Source organism: Spirosoma lituiforme (assembly GCF_054776635.1).
The window spans coordinates 948,417-969,467 of sequence record NZ_BAAHBO010000001.1 but is presented as its reverse complement, the minus strand read 5'-3'; the positions used below and the strand labels follow the sequence as shown (position 1 = coordinate 969,467).

The 21,051-nt window shown below is 51.5% G+C and carries 14 protein-coding genes and 1 tRNA gene; 9 read left to right on the top strand and 6 right to left on the bottom strand.

What is annotated here, in order from left to right:
* Positions 1-452 precede the first annotated feature (452 nt).
* Together ACYU87_RS04170 and ACYU87_RS04165 are read right to left on the bottom strand one after the other, a co-directional pair.
* Positions 453-704, bottom strand: a complete 252-nt coding sequence (locus ACYU87_RS04170) for a hypothetical protein (protein WP_461132764.1) — start codon at positions 702-704, stop codon at positions 453-455.
* 125 nt (positions 705-829) lie between these two features.
* Positions 830-1,168 carry a hypothetical protein gene (locus ACYU87_RS04165; RefSeq protein WP_461132763.1) on the bottom strand — a complete coding sequence of 113 codons (339 nt, stop codon included), beginning with the start codon at positions 1,166-1,168 and terminating at the stop codon, positions 830-832.
* Positions 1,169-1,484: 316 nt separating this feature from the next.
* On the opposite strand from ACYU87_RS04165, the gene ACYU87_RS04160 reads away from it, so the two are divergent.
* A tRNA-Arg gene (locus ACYU87_RS04160) sits at positions 1,485-1,558 on the top strand.
* A gap of 93 nt (positions 1,559-1,651) precedes the next feature.
* Here the strand turns inward: ACYU87_RS04160 and ACYU87_RS04155 are convergent.
* Complete coding sequence (locus ACYU87_RS04155; protein WP_461132762.1) at positions 1,652-2,770, bottom strand: L-dopachrome tautomerase-related protein; 1,119 nt, start codon at positions 2,768-2,770, stop codon at positions 1,652-1,654.
* A 144-nt stretch (positions 2,771-2,914) separates the two neighbouring features.
* On the opposite strand from ACYU87_RS04155, the gene ACYU87_RS04150 reads away from it, so the two are divergent.
* From ACYU87_RS04150 to ACYU87_RS04120, 7 genes are all read left to right on the top strand, one after another.
* The gene (locus ACYU87_RS04150; protein WP_461132761.1) at positions 2,915-4,078 is read left to right on the top strand and encodes an alpha/beta hydrolase; all 1,164 of its coding nucleotides are present in this window, start codon (positions 2,915-2,917) and stop codon (positions 4,076-4,078) included.
* A 939-nt stretch (positions 4,079-5,017) separates the two neighbouring features.
* Entirely contained in the window at positions 5,018-5,509 is a 492-nt protein-coding gene (locus ACYU87_RS04145) for a hypothetical protein (protein ID WP_461132760.1), read from the top strand.
* Between the two features lie 120 nt (positions 5,510-5,629).
* Complete coding sequence (locus ACYU87_RS04140) at positions 5,630-9,112, top strand: PAS domain-containing sensor histidine kinase (protein WP_461132759.1); 3,483 nt, start codon at positions 5,630-5,632, stop codon at positions 9,110-9,112.
* Positions 9,113-9,279: 167 nt separating this feature from the next.
* Positions 9,280-9,675, top strand: coding sequence for a hypothetical protein (locus ACYU87_RS04135; RefSeq protein ID WP_461132758.1), 396 nt, complete (start codon positions 9,280-9,282; stop codon positions 9,673-9,675).
* Positions 9,676-9,842: 167 nt separating this feature from the next.
* On the top strand, positions 9,843-14,225 hold the full coding sequence (locus ACYU87_RS04130; RefSeq protein WP_461132757.1) for a CusA/CzcA family heavy metal efflux RND transporter: 4,383 nt from the start codon (positions 9,843-9,845) through the stop codon (positions 14,223-14,225).
* Between the two features lie 26 nt (positions 14,226-14,251).
* Positions 14,252-15,487 (top strand): efflux RND transporter periplasmic adaptor subunit, encoded by a 1,236-nt coding sequence (locus tag ACYU87_RS04125; protein ID WP_461132756.1) that lies wholly within the window; start codon positions 14,252-14,254, stop codon positions 15,485-15,487.
* A gap of 251 nt (positions 15,488-15,738) precedes the next feature.
* Positions 15,739-16,449, top strand: coding sequence for a porin family protein (locus ACYU87_RS04120; RefSeq protein ID WP_461132755.1), 711 nt, complete (start codon positions 15,739-15,741; stop codon positions 16,447-16,449).
* A gap of 64 nt (positions 16,450-16,513) precedes the next feature.
* On the opposite strand, the gene ACYU87_RS04115 is transcribed toward ACYU87_RS04120, so the two are convergent.
* Positions 16,514-17,050 (bottom strand): hypothetical protein, encoded by a 537-nt coding sequence (locus ACYU87_RS04115; RefSeq protein WP_461132754.1) that lies wholly within the window; start codon positions 17,048-17,050, stop codon positions 16,514-16,516.
* 241 nt (positions 17,051-17,291) lie between these two features.
* Here ACYU87_RS04115 and ACYU87_RS04110 point away from each other — a divergent pair, with 241 nt between their 5' ends.
* Positions 17,292-19,775 (top strand): outer membrane beta-barrel protein, encoded by a 2,484-nt coding sequence (locus ACYU87_RS04110; RefSeq protein WP_461132753.1) that lies wholly within the window; start codon positions 17,292-17,294, stop codon positions 19,773-19,775.
* A gap of 268 nt (positions 19,776-20,043) precedes the next feature.
* Here ACYU87_RS04110 and ACYU87_RS04105 read toward each other — a convergent pair whose 3' ends face one another.
* Both ACYU87_RS04105 and ACYU87_RS04100 read right to left on the bottom strand, forming a co-directional pair.
* Complete coding sequence (locus ACYU87_RS04105) at positions 20,044-20,448, bottom strand: hypothetical protein (protein WP_461132752.1); 405 nt, start codon at positions 20,446-20,448, stop codon at positions 20,044-20,046.
* 251 nt (positions 20,449-20,699) lie between these two features.
* Positions 20,700-20,999 (bottom strand): hypothetical protein, encoded by a 300-nt coding sequence (locus tag ACYU87_RS04100; RefSeq protein ID WP_461132751.1) that lies wholly within the window; start codon positions 20,997-20,999, stop codon positions 20,700-20,702.
* Between the last annotated feature and the right edge of the window lie 52 nt (positions 21,000-21,051).

The window sequence follows — 21,051 nt, the reverse complement described above, 5'->3', positions numbered from 1 at the left end:
CCTGCCTACCGAGTCACTCGCCTTTCAGATCAAGTATCCGACAGGTAGGCCAAACGGTGGCTGCGTGGCTGGTGGAGTACAGCACGGAATGGCCTCATCAGGCCTTGCAGTTTATAACACCGGTTGAGTACAGACAAGTGGCTCAAGCTCCAGTCACAACTGGCTTACTGAATGAGGTAATGATACGGGCACGAGTGGTGCCTTGTCGTTTAACTTGTTGGGTTTGCTCACAACGTTTACAGGGAGCCGCTCCGAATGCCATTTGCAAAAATCATACGATTCAACGCAGTCAGGCCATTGCCGACTATTTGCCGGCTTTCCCGAATCAGTACTAGTGTCCGGTTTTACGTTCAGACATGAAAGGCAGTTAAACAGAAAAGCCCATTCTGATGCGAACGGGCTTCTCGATTCATACTATTTTTTTACGTTAATCGGTAAAACAACGTACCAGATTAGTAACTAACTGATGCTGATGGATTGCTTTTTTTTGCCTTATCAATAATTGAGTACACAAATCCAGCAATATCGGGTGCTTTTTTGAGTGCATTGACAACCTCCTGGTACGTTTCTGATACGTTAAATGGCTGTGCTATACCTACCACATAAACGTAGCAACCTGCAGCCATGTCCATCACACTCGCAATGTGGCCTGCATCGAATAACGTATTCTGCTCACTAACTGTTACTTCAATGAATCTAGCCATAGTCAAGGTATTTTACCCAACCAACAAGTTAACTGTTTCTTGCGACAAAATGCGTTTTATTTCCCTATTTGTGCAGAATGGAGAAAACTCAGGTAGGGTGATTTCCCTGTCCAGAGGATCTTCCGTCAGGCATGAGTACCCACGATATTGGGGAATTCAGCTATAACACTGGTCTGTACAGCGATCGGCGAAACCGACACGACAAGGGTAGCCAGCGCTTCTTTGCTTTCTTCTTCGATCATTAATACCCAGTCCGTTTTAACGACCTGGTGAGTTTTATGCCCAATTGGATCATGCACCGTCTCGTTGGCGGTTTCTTTTCGGGAAAGGGCAATGTTTATTTCTTCTCCTTCTTTGAAAGTAGGTACGAAACTAAAATAACCATCGGCGATTATACGACCAGTCTTATTCCCGGATGCCGGCTCGAAAAAAATGACCTTCAGATTCTCAGAATTATTACTCATTTGACTGTCTGCGGAATTAAGTACATAGATAGGCATATAACTTTCCAGTCAGGTAAATGTTATCGGTGCCCTATAATCAGCCTCACACAGAGGCTGATTAAGACAAATGGCTTTTTTCGGCTGAGGAAATAACTACTGAAGGAGTAGACGATTAGACCGCCCATGAATTTAAAATAATACTGGTTGCTCAGTTTTTTTGCATTATAGCGTCAATGAGCGTAATTTTGACGCTTCTACTCATTTCTGCTGGGGAAACCCCTTACGCACAGGTGAAAAAAGAAGATTGGTCTGCTTGTAAAAGCCCGTCCAGTGTATTGGTCCCGTAGCTCAGCTGGATAGAGCATCTTCCTTCTAAGAAGGCGGTCATTGGTTCGAATCCAATCGGGGTCACATTAATAAAAAACCCAGATAGCTACTTAGTTATCTGGGTTTTTTATGGGTAGCTTATACATCGTGTAGGTACGCCAGGACATGCTGAACAGTTTACTCAATCTTCAACCGCAGTACTTCGTAGGGTAGTTTACGGGTAGATTTACCACCGTTGTGCTTGGCCATGTGTTGAATGTGTGAGGTGGTTACGTAGAGATAACCGTTATAAATGGCGTAACTGTCGGGCCACATTAGCCGGTTATTATCCGTTAATAGTACTTGTTTGTTGGGTTTGAATGAGGCTGCCGTAGCGCTCGGAAGGCGATACAGCGTATAGGTCTGGTCGTCACCCATGTAGAGATTGCCCTGTTGGTCGATAATCATGCCATCCGTGGAAGCAACCCGGCCCAGGTCTTCTACCCGCGCCGACAATTGAGCCGCTGGCAGGGCCTGATCGCGCAGGTACTCCGTTTTGATGCGGTATAATTTGTTATCGCTGAGTGGTTTGTAATAGAGATAGTTCCCATCGGGCGTCAGGGCCAGTCCATCGGATTGAAAACGCACGGGACCGAGATTGTCGCGCAATTCGCGGCCATCGATAACAAACGTATACGTGGGGTCGGCTTTTACCGACTTGTCTCCGCTGAGCAGAAGCCGGGACTTACCACTTTTGATGTCCACGACAATGATGCCTCCCTTTTTGGATTCCGTTACGTAGGCTACTTCCCGATCGGTATCCACGCGGATGTCATTGAGGTAACTATCGTAGCCGACTATGCCCTGCATCGGGAACGTCTTTTCGACCTGGTTGGTCGATAAATTAAAACATACCAGACGATGGGCGTTGCCGATAACACCACTCTGTTTGGGACTGGCAGCGTCTACTACCCATAACCGGTCTTTGGCGTCGACGTGCACGGACTGCACGCAAATCCAGCGATTTGTTGTTACTGGCTGGCCTTCGCGCCAGGTGTTGTAATCGGCACTGGGGTAGGGCTTGACCGTACCGTCTTTGCCTATTTCTGCCACGGCGTAACGGTACGTGTCCGTCCAGTATGGATAATTGACAAACAACCGGCCGGTTTTAGAAACAGCAACGCCGGTGATCTGGTAGGTACTGTCCTTAAATACCGGCTCGAGTGGGGGCGATTGCTGGGCAACCGTTGACCGGGTGATGACAAGGCACAGAAGGCTCCATGCAAAAGCCCAATGACGAGATGTACTTGTGAACATATACGATGTGTTGGTACTAGTTAGAAAATGCCGACCAGCCTGTACAGACAATAGAGTAAAACCTTAAGCCGATAGGTAAACAAGAATAACTTTAATTAACTAAATAAGTTTATAGCTAATGACTACAAAATACTATATAGTATCATGCCCCAACGACCATTTCTACCTCAGCGCCTGAGTCTCTGCTGTTTGTTCGTAGCGACACTTAGCTTGTCTGGCTGCAATCAGAATAACCGGACCGAAACGACCGATAACAAAGACACGGTGACCTCATCAACGGGCGACAGTACGGCGATGAAGCCGGGTAGCCCGGATGATCTTAAACCTAAACTGGCCAAGCCCGCCTGGGCGCCATCCATCACTCCGCAAATGCAGGTAGTACTGGAAAAGCTGGCCAGCTTTCAGGCTAAGCCCCTGCCGCAATTATCGCCCAAAGAAGCTCGCCTGAATCCTACCCCCACAATGGCGGTGATGGGGGTTATGCGCGACTATTTCATTTCCATGCCGGAACCAAAAGTGGACACAATGGGTCAACAGATACCTATTGAGGGTAGTAAGACCATTCACGCTCGGGTATACACACCTAAAACGGGTAGCGGACCCTTCCCGGTTATTGTGTACTATCATGGTGGTGGTTGGGTAATTGCGGACATAGATACCTATAACGCGTCAGCGCAGGGGCTGGCCGAGCAGGTAGGGGCAGTGGTGGTATCGGTGGCTTACCGGCTGGCTCCTGAAGACAAGTTTCCTGCCCAGCATAACGACGCCTTCGCGGCTTATCAGTGGGTGTTGCAGCATGCATCCAGTATCAAGGGCGACCCCAAGCGGGTAGCCGTGGTGGGTGAGAGTGCCGGGGGGAACCTGGCAGCTAACGTAAGCATCATGGCCCGGGATAAGAAAGTAGCCCTGCCTCTTCATCAGGTTCTGGTGTACCCGATTGCCAGTAATGATCTCAACAGTGCTTCGTATAACCAGTATGCTACGGCCAAGCCATTAGACAAACCAATGATGGCTTACTTTCTGAAACAGACTGTTTCCGACAACGCCCAGCGCAGTGATCCTCGCATCAATCTGGTTAAGGCAGACCTGCGGGGCTTACCGGGCACAACGCTGATTGCCGCCGAACTGGATCCCTTGCAAACGGAGGGTAAATTACTCGCCGATCAACTTAAGGCTGCGGGTGTTGCCGTCACCTACAAACGGTACGAGGGTGTCACTCATGAGTTCTTTGGGATGGCAACCGTGTTACCCGAGGCTAAACAGGCGCAGGCCTTAGCCGCCGATGCCCTCAAAAAGGCGTTCAACTAACAGACGCTTTTCGTTTCCTCATCCTGCTGTGGGGTGTTCGTTTCTGATCAGGAATGAACATCCCACAGCAGGATGAGGCATTTTTAGGGTATGTAAAAAATGAGCATGAGGAAGCTGTAACACAATCAGTCATAAAGACTCACCGCGGTTGCCGTTACGCTCAGTGTATAGCCTTAATTTGGTAAATGGCGCAACCAGGTTACAAAAGGGTGATTCACCCCCCGGTAATTGGGTCTTTTTCCCGAATAAGGAAAAAGAGGGTTACTTACTTTTGTTGCCTATGAAGGCCGACGCGAATCTCTTCTCTGCTAATGACTCGTCCAATCAATCAATTGAGTCAAAACTGATTGCCTACATTAAGAGCGTCCAGGTACAACACGCAAACATACTGCCTGCGCAGTACGTCACCGCCAGGTTGTTGAAGCGGCTTAATGCGGTTCGTTAACCGTCAGTAATCAACCAATTTATGGATTGACAACGCTCTGGCGAAATAAAAACTCGCTGACAGAGCGGGAATTGCCGAGCCATTTGCAAAAGAGAGTGCCCAATGCAGCCAGTCAATGATCCGTTCGTGAGCGAAGCTTTGTTTGAGAAGCAGTAAACTGTACCGTTCGCTAAATAGCCCGTTACCGTTTTGCTCAATTTGCCTTTATTCATAGTACCAGGACTGTTATTATGGCGTGATTCTCATTCGATATGAAGTCCGTTCCGGTCATCAGGTGAAGCAATGTCGACCCAATGGCTAATTCGTTGCCATCCGGCAATGAAGGCGGAACCGGAGAAGTCAGTTTATGACATGGACCCACTCACCGAGCTTCAGCAAACCAGTTTCTGGCCGTGTACTCGCCGTTTATCAACCACACACGCCGGGTAAATTCATTGAATCGCAAGCACGCGTTCGGAGTGATTCGGCCTTAACTCCTTCCAGCCAACCAAAAAATGGTAACCCCTTCTGACCCGTTTCATCAGCTGCTGGAGCATTATTTGTTTAGTGCAGCCGCTAAGTTTATCCATCTGGCTAAACCTGATGACCAAAATCAATTGATTCATTTAATCAATCGGGTCAATGCCGATGTCGACTCGTTACCCAGCGCAGCGAGTCCGCTTTGGGAGAAGGAAAGGGAAGAACCCATACCGAGCGAATCAGTTCCGGCTCATGAACACTGGCTGATTGCTCATGTCCAACGTCAGATACAACGACAGGAAGCGTACATACGTCACCTTGAAAAAGCGATTCGCGTTACCAAAACGTGCGCTCAGACTATTGACTACCAGGTTCACACCGAACCTGCCCGATCGGCCATGCTTAGCCGTAACGGACATATGCTTGAATTTTACCAACGGCATCTGGCGCAGATGAAGAGCCGCCAGCGGGTACTCAGCCAACAGCTAAGCAGGCTAGCCGCGTATGTATACACGGACAGTAAATAGTTTCGCCTAATTGCGGATTACCCAGTGGGCAGTAAAACCATTGTCAGGGAATGGTTGCCTGTTTTTGTTTTCTTAACTTTAGCGCTGGGAGAGTTTTATCAAGATTGCGGGGCCTAACCATTGACAAACGATTTAGTAACAACCAGCGAATTATTTGACCTGCTCGCCAAAGCCACCAGTGATGCGGTTTGGCATTGGGACCTGGACAGGGATACGATCTGGTGGAATGAGGGACTTAAAACCTTGTTCGGCCACGAATTGCAGCATAACACGAGTGAGCCGACATTCTGGTATGCTCATATTCACCCGGATGACAAAGACCGGGTCGTTGGTAGTATTCATCGCGTACTTGACGGGGGCGGTACAAACTGGTCGGCCGAATACCGATTCTTCTGTGCCGATGGTACCACGGCTACCGTTTTGGACCGAGGGTACGTTGTGCATCGTGAAGGCCGTGCCGTGCGCATGGTGGGCGCCATGCAGGATATAACCGAGCGGGTTGCCCTGCAACAGCAACGAAACGAAAGCGAAGAACGGCTTCGCTTTGCGCTGGAGTCGGCGCAGATGGGTACCTGGTCGTTCGATCCGGCCCGGAATCTGGCTAGCTGGGACGAGCGCTGCGAACGACTGCTGGGCTGGGTCAAAGGTGATCTCAGCTACACCGACTCCCTGAAACATGTCCACCCCGATGATCGGGAGCGGATTGACAACGAAGTGCAGCGGGCCTTAAATCCCGAATCCGGTGGGCAATACGACACCACGTTCCGGACAATCAGTACTTTAGATGGCAAGCTGCGCTGGGTGCGGTTTATCGGGCAAACTCATTTTACCGATACGGGGGAGGCCCACCGCTTTTCGGGCGTAGCGCAGGAAATTACGGCCCAGGTGCTTGCTCAGGAGCGGGCCGCTTTGGTGGAACAACAGGCCCGAATGGCTATTGAAAGTTCGGGCTCGGGTTCGTTTTCGATTGATGTTGAGACGAATCACATGCTCTATTCGCCTTCTCTGGCCCGAATATTTACGGGTGAAGAGCTGGGGCCCGTAACCCGAAATACATTCATCGATCACCTCCATCCCGATGACCGCTCCATCCGCGATCAGGCTTATTCGATTGCGGAACAAACCAATACTATACATTATGAAGCGCGTTTTATCTGGAATGACAAATCCGTACACTGGGTCAAGGTAATCGGGCAATACCTGTTCAATTCGGCTGGCAAACCGGTATCCCTTTCGGGGGTAGCACTGGATATTACCGAATCGAAGGAGCAGAAAAAGGCGCTTCTTGAGGCTGAACAACGGTTCTCGATTGCCTTTAACAATGCGTCGGTAGGCATGTCGTTCACCGATGAGAAGGGTAATTTCACCCTGGCCAATTCGGCCTTTATCCAACTGCTGGGTTACCCAGCCCCGGAACTATACACGTTTAATTTTCTCGACTTAACGCATCCCGATCATCAGGACGAAAACCGTCGGCTGTTCGGGGAGCTTACGCGGGGCGACCGGAACTACATCAGCCTGGTGAAGCGGTACATTCGGAAAGACGGATCCGAGCGATGGGTGCAGGTGAATGTTACCCGAATTGCCGAAGCCCTCGAGGAAACCCACGGTCTGCTGGTGATTGCCAACGACATCAGCGACCGGGTGGCAACCGAAGGCAAGCTGCGGGCCAGCGAAGAACGTTTCCGGAGAATGATCAACCAGGCACCCGTGGCCATCGGAATACTCAATGAGCGCAGCATGGTCATCGAAACGGCCAATTTACCCATGTTGGAGCTGTGGGGAAAAGATGCGTCGATCATCGGTCTGCCCCTGCTCAACGCACTCCCTGAAATCGAAGGGCAGGAATTTCCCCGATTGTTGGCGGAGGTTTTTAGGTCGGGAAATGCCCATTATGGCTTCGAGACCCTGGCCTGGCTGCACCGGAACGGGAAACTGGAAGAAGCATACATTGACTTCGTGTATGCTCCCGCCTACGATGTTACTGATGCAACGGCTAGCATCATTGTAGTGGCTACCGAGGTTACGCAGCAGGTAAGAGCGAAAAAAGCACTACAGGAAAGTGAGCAACGGTTTCGTAACCTGATCGAAGAGGCTCCTATTGCCTTGAATTTATTCGTTGGCCGGGATCTGGTTATTGAAATGCCGAATGAACCCATGCTTAAGTTTTGGGGCAAGGGCAATACCGTTCTGAACAAACCCCTCCTCGAAGCGCTCCCCGAGCTGGAGGGTCAGCCTTTTCTGGACATACTGGATAACGTGTACGTTAGTGGCATCGAATATTCTGCCCAGGAAGCTGCCGCCGATATTGTGGTGGACGGCGTACTGAAACGCTATTACTTTAATTTTACTTACAAGCCCCTGCATGATACCGATGGCCGAGTGTACGCCATTATGTGCATGGCCACCGACGTAACCGAGCAGGTGCTGACCCGCCGGGCCATTGAAGAGAGCGAATTGCGGTTCCGTACGCTCATGGAGGCCATTGCGCAGATGACTTGGACCAATACGCCCGACGGGAAAATGAATTTTTTCAACCAGCGCTGGTATGACTATACCGGTCTGGCGACCGAACAGGCAGCCGCTATCAACTGGGAAGACGTGGTGCATCCCAATGATTTGTCGCATACCCTAGAAGCGTACCAAAAGTCGCTCACCGATGGAACCAATTTTGTCGTAGAAAACCGCTATCGGAGAGGGTCGGATGGGACCTATCGCTGGCATTTAAACCGGGCTATACCGATTCGTGACGAAGATGGGACCATCACCGTCTGGGTGGGAACCGCAACGGATATTCACGAACAGAAAGAATTGGCAGCCAACCTGGAAGAGCAGGTCCGGATACGCACCAAAGAGCTGGAAGCGTCCAATTATGACCTCCGTCGTTCGAATGATAACCTGGAAAAGTTTGCTTACATTGCCAGTCACGACTTGCAGGAACCGCTTCGGAAAATTCAGTCTTTCGGCGATATTCTAAAAACCCAGTATGGCAGTCAGTTAGGCGACGGGGCTGGTCATCTGGAGCGAATGCAGCTAGCGGCTGTTCGGATGTCATTGCTGATCCGAGACTTACTGTCTTTTTCGCAGATTTCAACTCGGCAGGAAAAAGCGGCACCCGTACGGTTAAGCAAGCTGGTTACCGAAGTACTGGATGATCTGGAAGTGGTCATTGAGCAGGCCGGGGCCAAAATCCTGATCGATGACCTACCGACTATTCTGGGTGATGCGTCGCAGTTGCGGCAGCTGTTTCAGAACTTACTAAGCAATGCGCTGAAATTTCGGAAAGCGGGTATAACGCCCCATATTCAGGTTCAGCATGAACGCGTTCTGGCGAAGCAATTGCCCCCTTCGGTCAAGCCTGCCCGGGAGGCTGTCGCGTATTACTGCATCCAGGTAACCGACAATGGAATTGGTTTCGATGAAAAGTACATTGACCGGATTTTTCAGGTATTCCAGCGGCTACACGGGCGCAGCGAGTACGCTGGTACGGGCGTCGGCCTGGCTATCTGCGAAAAAGTAGTGGCTAACCATGGCGGGGCTATCACGGCGGTCAGCCAGCTGGGCGAAGGCACTACGTTTCTGATTTACCTGCCCGTTAATTGATTTCGGATGTGGTGTCAGCCGGGTCGCCAGTTCGTGAGGACACGACCCAGGAGGAAAGGCCAATATCCGCTCCTGCAAACCATTGACTCGTTCTAAATTAGGGAGCGTCAATCAGGTTGAGAAACTTTGGGAGCCATTCGGCGTTATTGGGGTGAAAGGCAATTTGTATGAAGTCGATTGTTGCATTACTACTGGCTGGTCTGATGTTGGGAAGCAGTTTGCTCCCTGGCTTCAGCATTGACCAGTCGGCCAAGTGGGTCGAGTTGATGCAACACTACAAGCAGCACCGCGCGTCCGATGATCAGTTAGGTTTCATTGATTTCCTGGCGATGCACTACGGGGCCAATTCAGAACATCAGAAACACCCCAAGCACAGCCACCAGAATTTGCCTGCGGGGGGGCATACGCTGCCCGCCTTTTCGCCCGGTACCGTCCGACTGCACGTTTCTTCAGTAGTTGGGGCCATTCTGGCCAGCAAAGCGGTCTTTTTCCGTAAAGCCGATCTATACTCATTCCTGTCGGTTTTCTCGCTCATCAATCCACCCCGAACGGCCGTCGGTTGATTCTGTAAGCCCCACTGTGCCCATACGGGTACGCGTGCTACGTTGTTCGGGCTACTTTCCTGTTTCCCTCAGTCTGTGCTTAACGCCATTGGGTGTTGGTCGCCGTTGTGTCCTAGGCGCTTCCGGGCCAGCAGAGGCTGATCACTTCTTAATTCTGTCCCATTCTCATGCTGAATGCCATTATTCGGTTTTCCATCCGCAATAAGCTGATCATTGGCCTGTTCTCCCTCGCGCTGGTTCTCTGGGGTAGCTGGTCAGTTACCCAGTTGCCGATTGACGCCGTTCCCGACATCACCAACAACCAGGTACAGGTGATTACGAGCAGTCCATCGCTGGCTGCCGAAGACATTGAACGTCTGGTGACCTTTCCGATCGAGGTCAGCTTGTCCAACATCCCCGATATTACCGAACTGCGCTCGTTTTCGCGCTTTGGCCTGTCTATTGTGACGGTGGTTTTCACCGATGCAACCGATGTGTACTGGGCCCGACAACAGATTGCCGAGCGGCTTCAGAACGTGGTGGGCCAGATTCCGCCCGGGGTGGGTACTCCTGTGATGGCACCCGTTACGACGGGGCTGGGCGAAATTTTTCAGTACACCGTTACGACCAGAAAAGGATACGAATCGAAATACTCCCTGACCGACCTGCGTACCATTCAGGACTGGACCATTCGGCGGGGGCTGCTGGGAACACCCGGTGTGGCCGATGTCAGCGGGTTTGGGGGACTCCTAAAGCAGTACGAAATTGCGGTTGATCCCGACCGGCTGCGGAGTATGGGCATCACCATTACCGATATTTTTAATGCCCTGCAACAGAACAACCAAAATACGGGCGGGGCGTATATCGATAAAAAACCGAATGCCTACTTTATCCGGTCCGAGGGGCTGATTACCTCGCCGGGTGATATTGGCGACATTGTTATTCGGCTCAGTGCCCAAGGCTTACCGGTGCGTGTTCGGGATGTAGCTACCGTGCAACTGGGGTCGGCGGTGCGGTACGGAGCCGTTACCCGCAACGGGGTCGGCGAAACGGTTGGCGCAGTGGTGATGATGATCAAGGGCGAAAACTCGTCAGCGGTTATTAAACGGGTCAAAACCAAAATTGCCGAGATTCAGAAAACCCTGCCCGAAGGTGTTATGATCGTGCCGTTTCTGGACCGGACAAAAATGGTCAACAGCGCCATCGGTACCGTAGAGCGGAACCTGCTGGAAGGAGCGACCATCGTAATTTTTGTGCTGGTGCTTCTGCTGGGTAATTTCCGGGCCGGGTTTGTCGTAGCCTCCGTGATTCCCTTGGCGCTGCTGTTTGCCATTGCCATGATGAACCTGTTCGGCGTGTCGGGCAACCTGATGAGCCTGGGGGCCATTGACTTTGGGTTGATTGTGGACGGGGCGGTTATCATCGTCGAGGCCACGCTTCACCACATTACCCTGCGCAATAAGGATAAGACCCTGACGCAGGACGAAATGGACGAAGAGGTGTTCCTGTCAGCGGCCCGGATTCGCTCATCGGCGGCCTTCGGCGAAATTATTATTCTCATCGTATACCTGCCCATTCTGGCGCTATCCGGTATTGAGGGCAAAATGTTCCGGCCCATGGCCCTGACGGTGGCCTTCGCCATTCTGGGGGCCTTCATTCTGTCGCTGACGTATGTGCCCATGATTTCGGCGCTGCTGCTCAACAAAACGATCGTTCACAAAGAGACGTTCTCGGACAAGATTATGAACCGGGTTTATCGGTTCTACGAACCCGTTCTATTGCGTGCGCTGACACATCGACGACTCATTCTGGTGAGTGCGGTATCGTTGCTGTCGGTCGCGGTTTTTCTGTTCAGCCGGATGGGGGGTGAGTTTATCCCACAACTGGACGAGGGGGATTTTGCCGTCGACACGCGTACACTGACGGGTAGTTCGCTATCCGAGACAGTGGATGCGACGCTAAAAGCCGAGCGGGTGTTGCTGAAGCAGTTTCCGGAGGTCGAGCAGGTCGTGGCCAAAATCGGCTCCGGCGAAATTCCTACGGACCCGATGCCCATCGAAGCGGCCGACCAGATGGTCATTCTCAAACCTAGAAGTGAATGGACATCGGCCAAAACCCGCGATGAACTGGCGGCTAAGATGGCAGACGCTTTGTCGGTTATTCCCGGCGTTACGTTTGGTTTTCAGCAGCCGGTTCAGATGCGATTCAATGAGTTGATGACGGGTGCCCGGCAGGATGTAGCCCTCAAAATTTATGGGGAAGACCTGAAAGAGTTGACCCGATTGGCCAACGATGTAGGCCGGATTGTTCGAACGATCAAGGGCGCGCAGGACCTGTACATCGAGCAGGTAGGCGGCCTGTCGCAGATTCTGATCAAGCTGGACCGGGCGCAGATCGCTAAGTTTGGCCTCAACGTGTCGGACGTAAACCGGGTGATTAACACCGCCTTTGCGGGCCAGTCGGCCGGGCTCGTCTTCGAAGGAGAGAAGCGGTTTGATCTGGTTGTGCGGCTGGCGGCAGACAAGCGGCAGAACCTGGACGATATTCGGAATACGTACATCGCCACGCCGAGTGGCCAGATTCCGCTTGGTCAGGTGGCTACGGTGACGATGGAGCAGGCGCCCAATCAGATTCAGCGCGACAACACCCACCGGCGGATTACCCTGGGCTTCAACGTTCGGGGGCGCGATGTGGAAAGCATCGTGGACGAGCTTCGGCAAAAAGTCGGTCAGCAGATTAAGTATCCGCCGGGCTATTATACCACGTATGGCGGACAGTTTCAAAACCTTGTCGACGCCAAAAAGCGACTGACCATTGCCGTTCCCATTGCCCTGGGCCTCATTTTCGCCCTGTTATTTTTCACGTTCGGTTCCATTCGGCAGAGTCTGCTCATTTTTATGGCCATTCCTATGGCTGCTATCGGGGGTGTTTTCGCCCTGCTGTTGCGGGACATGCCGTTCAGTATCTCGGCTGGCGTCGGGTTTATTGCCTTGTTCGGCGTGTCGGTCCTGAACGGTATTGTCCTGATTGCCGAGTTTAACCGACTCCGGCACGAGGAAGGTCTGACGGACATGACCGAAATTATCCGGCAGGGGGCCGAGGTTCGGTTACGTCCTGTTATCATGACGGCTCTGGTGGCATCATTGGGCTTCATTCCCATGGCTATCTCCAACTCGGCCGGGGCGGAGGTGCAAAAGCCGCTGGCCACCGTCGTTATTGGGGGCTTACTCACGGCTACCCTGCTCACGCTCATCGTGTTGCCTATACTCTATTCACTGATGGAAAAGAAAGCACTGGAAAAAGAAACGAAAGCCGCTTCGCAAAAAACGACTGCCGTGGTTACCGTTATCCTGCTGATGCTCGCGTCAACGGGGGCCTGGTCCCAGAGTGTGCAGATGCAAACGATCACGCTGGATCAGGCATTGCAGCAGGCCGGCAGCCGGAATACACAACTCCAGATTGCGGGGCTGGGCGTGACCCAGCAACAAGCCCTGCGCCGAACCGCCTACGACGCCGGACGATTGTCCGCAACACTTCTGATGGGTCAATACAACAGCCGCCGGTTCGACAATAACCTGACGGTGACGCAATCGATTCCAAATCCAGGATTGATGCGCCGGTTGGCTGACCTGAACGATCAGACCGTGGCTAGCCGGGAAGCGGGGGTACTCGTGACACGCAACGACGTGCAGTATCAAGTCAGATCGGCCTACTACGAGTTGGCATACCTGTATCAGAAAAGCCGTTTGTTCCGGCAGCAGGATACGTTGCTGAGTGAGTTTGTGCAGGCGGCCAATCTCCGCTTCCGTACGGGTGAAACGGGAAGTCTGGAAAAGGCAACCGCCGAAAGTCAGCGGGCCGATCAGCAGGTTCGACTGGCGCAGAACGAAGCTAACCGGATAGGGACGCGTGCCCGGTTGCAGACCTTACTGAACAGCCCCTCGGCCGTTGATGTAATAGACCAGCCGTTGACCAAACTGACGCTTCAACTGGCCGTTGATACCGCTAGTCTGAAGCAAAACCCGTTGCTGCGCCAACTGACCCAGCAAATCAGGGTGGCTCAGCAAGCCCGATTGGTAGAACAGGCGCGGCTGAAACCGGATTTTCTGGTGGGGCTGTTTACGCAGACACTGGTGGGTAATCAACTAATTGATGGACAGGAATTGTACTTTGGGCCGGGCTACCGGTTTCAGGGGGGGCAGGTTGGTATTTCGTTGCCCTTACTGGGGCAGGCTCAGAAGGCGCGCATCAATGCAGCCCGAATTGGAGAGCAGATCGCCCAGACCGAGTTGCAGCAGCAACAGTTTGCCCTGAGCCAGCAACTGATTCAGGCGGTACAGCAATACCAGCAGTACCGCGATGCACTGGCGTACTATGAACAGAACGCCCTCGCCCAGGCTGGCCTGATTCAGGCTAATGCCCGTCGGGCGTTCGGCAGTGGTGACATTGGGTACGTTGAGTTTTCGCTAGCTCTTCAGCAAGCACTCACCATCCGATCGAACCACCTTGATCTGCTGAATCAGTACAACCAAGCGGTTCTTTACATCAACTATTTACTGGGCAACCTCTAGTTCCCTTGCCATTCTCTCGCATTCCCATGAATTTACCAATAAAATCAGCACAGCTACTTCATTTGTTCGCCCTACTCATTAGTGCTTTCGTCTGGACCACGGCCTGCCAGTCCACAGGAACGTCGGAAGAGGGGCAGAACAAGACCGATGAAAAACCGCAGGCGAGCGGAACAGATTCCAGCGCGACGAATGCACCGGCGGGTCCGGTTGTTGTTTCGCTGACGCAGGCTCAGTATACGATGGCTGCTATTGCCCTGGGCCAGCCTACGTTGCGGTCCTTAAGCACCACCTTAAAAGTAAACGGGGCCATTGATGTACCCGCCCAGAACATGGTGTCGGTGTCGGTGCCCGTTGGTGGCTACATTCGTCAGATTCAGCTTGAGCCGGGCATGCGTATTCGGAAAGGCCAGACACTGGTTGTGCTCGAAAACCCCGAATTTATTCAATTGCAGCAGGATTATCTGGATACCAAAGCCAAGCTGGAGTATGCCGATCTGGAATATGCCCGTCAGGAGGAACTGAGCCGTGATAACGTCAATGCCCTGAAGATTTTCCAGCAAGTTCGGTCCAGCCGGCAGAGTTTACAGGCGCAACTGGCGGGCATGGGGCAGCGGCTGGCGATTCTGCGTATCAATCCGGCTACGCTAAGCCCCGCCCGAATGACCCGCACGATTACGGTACCCGCACCCGTGTCGGGGTACGTGACCGACGTGCCTGTTAACAATGGCCGTTTTGTGAACCCCGCCGATGTACTGGTGCAGATCACAAACGTTGATCACCCGCACGTTCGGCTGAACATCTTCGAGAAAGACATTAACCGCATCCACAGTGGACAGAACGTTCGTTTTGGCATCGGGAGCGAAGAGGTACCCAATCGTCGGGCAACCATCTTTTTGATCGGTAAAGCCATCGCAGCGGATCGGACCATTTCGGTACTGGCTCACCCCGAAGGCACCGCCAGCGATTACATTCCGGGGGCCTACGTGTCGGCACAGGTCGATGTGAAAACGCAGCCCCTGACCGCCCTGCCCGAAACGGCTATCATCGACTATGGCGGTAAGTCATACATTTATGTGCTTGATCGTAAGGACACCCAGGCTGCTGTTTATCATTTCCGACAGATAGAACTCAAAACGGGCGTGCATGAAAACGGGTACACCGCTGTTACGCTTCCTCCCGGCATCGACCCCCAAAAGACGCCGATCGTGCTTCGTGGGGGATACGGGTTGCTGGCCAAACTGAACAACAGTGAAGAGGAGTAGACTGATACCACGACAGCCTGTTTATAAAAATAGCCACTTAAACGAAGTGGCTATTTTTATTGATTGATCGTCTGATTTTTAGGTGGTTATGCGTAGTGTATTGTTTTGTTAACCAACTAAATGTAAATTTTTTTGATAGGCATGCAACCTGGCCCTACCGAACGTACATCTTCCTGTCAAATACCACAGAAGAATACAACCTGAATAAAAAGCAACGTCAATTTTCCTAAACTCTATTATCGACTACAACCATGAAAACGATCAAACACCTCCTCACCTCAGCGTTGTTGGTTGCCTCCGTGGCTTCGTTCGCCCAAACGACTACGGTTATTATTAACTCGGATTCGACGGTTTCTACGACCCGTTGCCGGAGAGCCATGGATCGGATCACGTCTGATTTCAGCGTTTATCTGGGCATCAACAACTTCGGTGGGTCGCTGCCAGCGGGTTATGATTTTCGGCCGATTGGCTCCCGTTTCGTGGCGTTGTCCTGGCAAAAACGAATTCCGCTGTCGGTGAATGGCGCAACCAAACTTCGGCTGATAACCGGCCCCGAAGTGGCCTGGAATAACTTCATGTTCGAAAACAGAAACGTGTTGGTCAACCGAAACAGCCAATTGAGCGTTGAGCAAGCCGATGTGGATCTGCGTAAGTCGAAACTTGTAACAACTCAACTGAATTTGCCGGTAATGCTTAATGTTGTGTTCCGGTCGGGAATAACACTGGGCGTGGGTGCGTATGCCGGTATCCGACTCGACAGTTATACCAAAGTGAAACCAGAGGGCGGCTCGGCCGTTCGGACGCACGGTTCCTACAACCTGAACCCTGTGCGTTGGGGACTCACTACGGAACTGGGTTTCCGGAGTACGTCAAAACTGTTCTTCCGGTACGAACCCGCCAGTCCATTCCGCGCCGGCCAAGGGCCAGATGCCAGTGTATGGGCCGTAGGGATCAAAATCTAGGCCCGGCTTTTCGAGATTGGGCGGACCGATGGTGCGTTTCGGAATCAAAATTCTATCCGTCGAATCAGAAGGCCGACAAACTGTCGACGGATACACTGGCCGAAAACTGCTTTAACTGGTGGTACACTGGCATGCCAAGCAACCGCCATTCCAGTGTACCGGCTGCCCCGTAACGAATACGTCGATCCGGGCCAGCATTGGCGAAGGCTACAGTCGGCGTCCATAAAAGACCGGATATAAAGCCCGTCAGGTAAACGGCACTGGTGATCTGAATCGAATCGGACTGGTTTTTTCGGTAGAGTGTAATATGCTGCCCTAGCTGGCACGAACCCAAGTCAGCCAGACGCGCCCGGTACGACCGCGCCCGATCGGGAGAGAATTCAGGAATAATACCAGTGGCCACAGAAAAACTCGGATTGGGGCCCGTTTGCGGCTTGGACGTTGGTGACTGGCACATGGAGGCCGTTAGCAGAAAAAGGATTCCCGTTGCCAGTGCACCATACCGTTGCGCGAAAAAGCGAAAGTTCCAGTAAGAAACAGCAAGTAGGGCAATGCCTAGTCCAATGTTGAACAACCCCCAGATTGTATAGAGTACTTCCATGAATAACCTTACGTACGTGTTGCCGGAAAGTACAAATAAAAAGTATATGGACATGCAACAGTACGGACTTCATCGATGTCTTTTGGCTGAATCTCTCCCTGTTAAGTTAATCCCTGATTAAAATCCGCTTATCCTGCCGTTCAGACCGCTTGTGTAAGAACAGGTACTTTGCGATACACACTACCTACCTTTGCCATGTACTTGAGAAGAGACATCGCAACCTTCCAAAAAGTCAACCTCTATGAAAACTAGTCTACTGGCCTCTTTCTTACTTCTATTCACGCTATCAACGGGATTTACCCAAATCCTGACGCGGGGTACCGTAAACGGACAAGTCGGTTCTGCAGCAGGGAAACCACTTGAATTTACAACGATGATGCTGCTGAAAGCGAAAGATTCTACGCTGGTAAAAGGAGCGATCAGTGACGTCGATGGGAAATATGCGTTTGAAAACGTTGGTGCCGGTAACTACCTGGTGGCGGCTCAGCAGATAGGATACCGCAAAACGTATAGCGTACCGTTCACTCTTGATGAAGCTCACCCAACGGCCAGCGTTCCTGCTCTGGCCATGAGTGACGAAACCAAAAGCCTGACCGAAGTAAAGGTTGTTGCCCAGAAGCCATTCATTGAGCAACAGGTAGATCGTACCGTGATGAACGTGGAAAACAGCATTGTCGCCAGCGGAAACACTGCCTTGGAAGTGCTGGAAAAAGCGCCCGGCGTCACCATCGACCGGCAGAATGACCAGATTCAACTGAAGGGAAAAGCGGGCGTGATCGTCTACATCGACGGGAAACAAACCTATCTGTCGCAGCAGGAGGTATCGAACTTACTCAAGAATACCCCCAGCGATAACATTGCCAGTATCGAGATCATAACCAATCCGGGGTCCAAATACGATGCGGCCGGTAACTCGGGGATCATCAATATCAAGATGAAAAAGAACAAGAATTTCGGGACCAACGGTACATTCATCATCGGTACGGGCTATGGCTGGGTGAACAGCCTGGTTGGTGCCCGCGACGATCTCCCCAAATTCAATACGTCGCTGAACCTGAACCACCGCGAAGGCAAGGTCAATGTGTTCGGTAACTACAGTTACGTGAACCGGCAGAGCGCCCAGACAAACGAGATCAACCGGGCCATTCCGTACAACGGCAAAACGACCTACTTCGATCAGTATTCGTTCCGGCCGAACCAGTTTGTCGGGCATTCGTACAAAGCCGGTCTGGATTATTTCCTGAGTAACAAAAGCACAATCGGGGTGCTGTTCAATGGGTTCTCGAATGACTGGCGCTCGAACGGGCAGAACAACACATTTATCAGCGATCAAAACCGGCAGCTTACCAGCCGCCCTACGACTAAAACCGACGCCCGTGAATACATGTCGAACGTGACGGGTAACGTGAACTACAAGTACGATTTTGACGGGAAAGGGCGGGAGTGGACACTTGATGCCGACTACGTTCACTACGGCGGGCAGAACAGAAACGACCTGAGTACAGTCTATTATAATCCCGACAATACGCTGAACCGCCCCAGTCAGGATGTACGCAACAACATGCCGTCGGTCATTAACATCCTGGCGTTCAAGACGGATTACGTGCACCCAATGAAAAACGGCAGCAAGTTTGAAGCCGGTTTAAAGAGCAGCTTTGTCGATGCGGACAACAACACGATTTACGATACGCTGCAACAGGAAACCCGGCAGTGGTTGTTCGATGCCAGCCGGTCGAACCAGTTCAAATACAATGAAAACATCAACGCAGCCTACATCAACTACGCGGGTAAAGTCGGCAAGCTGAAAATCCAGACGGGACTACGGGCCGAACACACGCACTCGACGGGCACATCGGTCACGCTGAACCAGACGGTTGACCGCAATTACCTGAATCTGTTTCCGACGGTGTTTCTATCCCGGCAACTGGACACGAATAACGTGCTGAACCTGTCCTACAGCCGCCGGATCGACCGGCCTGATTACCAGAATCTGAACCCCTTCGTGTTCTATCTGGACCCCTACACGTATCAGAAGGGAAACCCGTTTTTACGGCCTCAGTACACCAATTCGGTTGAGCTGACACACGTTTTTAAAGGCGCTTTTTCGACAACACTGGGCTTCAGCCGGACAACGGATTTCATCAACCAGGAAACACCCCGGCAGATTGCCGCCCAGAACATCACTTACGTAACGCCCGAAAACCTGGGTCACCTGGATAATCTAAGCTTGAATATGAGTTTCCCGGTGCCCGTTACAAAGTGGTGGCGCATGCAGAATAACATCAGCACATACTACCAGAATTACCAGACGGTTTACTCTGATACCCCTTACCAGGTGAAGCTGGTGGCGTTCAATCTATACACATCCAACAATTTTACGCTGAGCAAAACGCTGTCGGCCGAGGTGTCAGGCTGGTACAATTCGGCTTCCCAATACGGCTTTTACCGGGCACAGCCAATGGGCGCGTTCAGTATCGGGGTTCAGAAGAAATTGATGGATGGGAAAGCCAACCTGAAGCTGAATGTGAACGATCCTTTCTGGATGAATCAGTTCAGAGGCCGGGCCATGGTGCAGGACATTGATTTCCGGGTCGGATCGCGTTGGGAGAGCCGTCGGATCATGTTAACGTTCACCTACCGGTTCGGAAATCAGAACGTTAAAAGCGCCCGTCAACGCAACTCGGCTACATCGGCGGAACAGGATCGGGTGAAATCAGGCAATTAGAAAATGATATAGGCTATATGATGTAGGATATAGGTAACGCCAAATGGCAGGACATACCTCATATATATTACCTCATATATTCTACATAAGTACGGACTTAGTTTAGGTTAAGAAAATGCGAAAGCCATTCCCGCCTTGAGGAATGGCTTTTTTGTTGCTTGATAATCAACATGTTAAAGTGCTGAATTTTGCATTGTGCAAAAGTGGGATACAAATGAGGAAGAAAAGGCGTTACGGTTCCTGGTAGTACGTCGCTTGAGGCAGGGGCTTATTTCTCAAAATCACCGGGTAGCTCTGTGTCTGTTGATAGCTGCATTTGAAAGATGAAATGGCTATTCGCGGGCTTGGTCGCTAGCTTGTCTTCGTAGGCAATAAAAAGATAAACGGGTTTTTCGGTACTCAGAATTTGATAAAATCCCGGGAAGTTTTCCTTGTTGCACTCCACGACAATCTCCGTGATTGAACCGGGCTTACTGGCTGGTGGTAGCTTTACGTAACCGAGCCGATTATCAGACTGGTAGCTGTTATCTTTCTCAAAAATAAGTTGGGCGGAATAACGGGCTCCAAACGGCATCACTTCACTGAGCACTTTAATTTCATTGGTAAAGTCCCAGGTACTATACTGATACGAGGTGACTTTGTAAGATTCTATTTTGAATTTAAAGAAAGCCATATGTGGATTCTGTTAAGGTTTTCTCTAAAGCTATAGCCCTATTCAGAAGACTTTTATGATCTTTGAGGGAACGGTTATTATTCTTATCAATGCAGCTCTGCCCGATGATCTTGGTTGACTAAATACAGCTGTCAACGAATGATGAACGCCCCGAACCTCATCCGGCCGGGGCGTTGTCTACGGCGGATGAACGGAAAAGAAATAAGCAACAAGGTGTAAGGAAACGTTTTGACTGACAGTAGGATGCTCTATCAAACAACCTTTCGTACGGAACCGATAACAAAGTCGCCGTTGAGGGTGCGTTCCACAATAACCTTATACTGGCCGTAGCCTTTCGTGAACCGAATCGACTGCATCTCGAACCGATTCAGTCCCATCGAACTATCCCGGCTCGTGGTCAAATCCCGGATCATTTCGAAATTGTCGAACAGGAAGTCGGCAAATCCCTCTCGTTGCATTAAGGCATGACTCACGGCCACGTATCCTGTAAATGGCTTAATGGGGGTATACGTGTCAAGGGCAGCTGTGGTAGGCAAACTTTCGTTGATCATAGTATATAGTTTTAACAATCAATATACATCATCCAGGAAAGCCGTGCAGCGG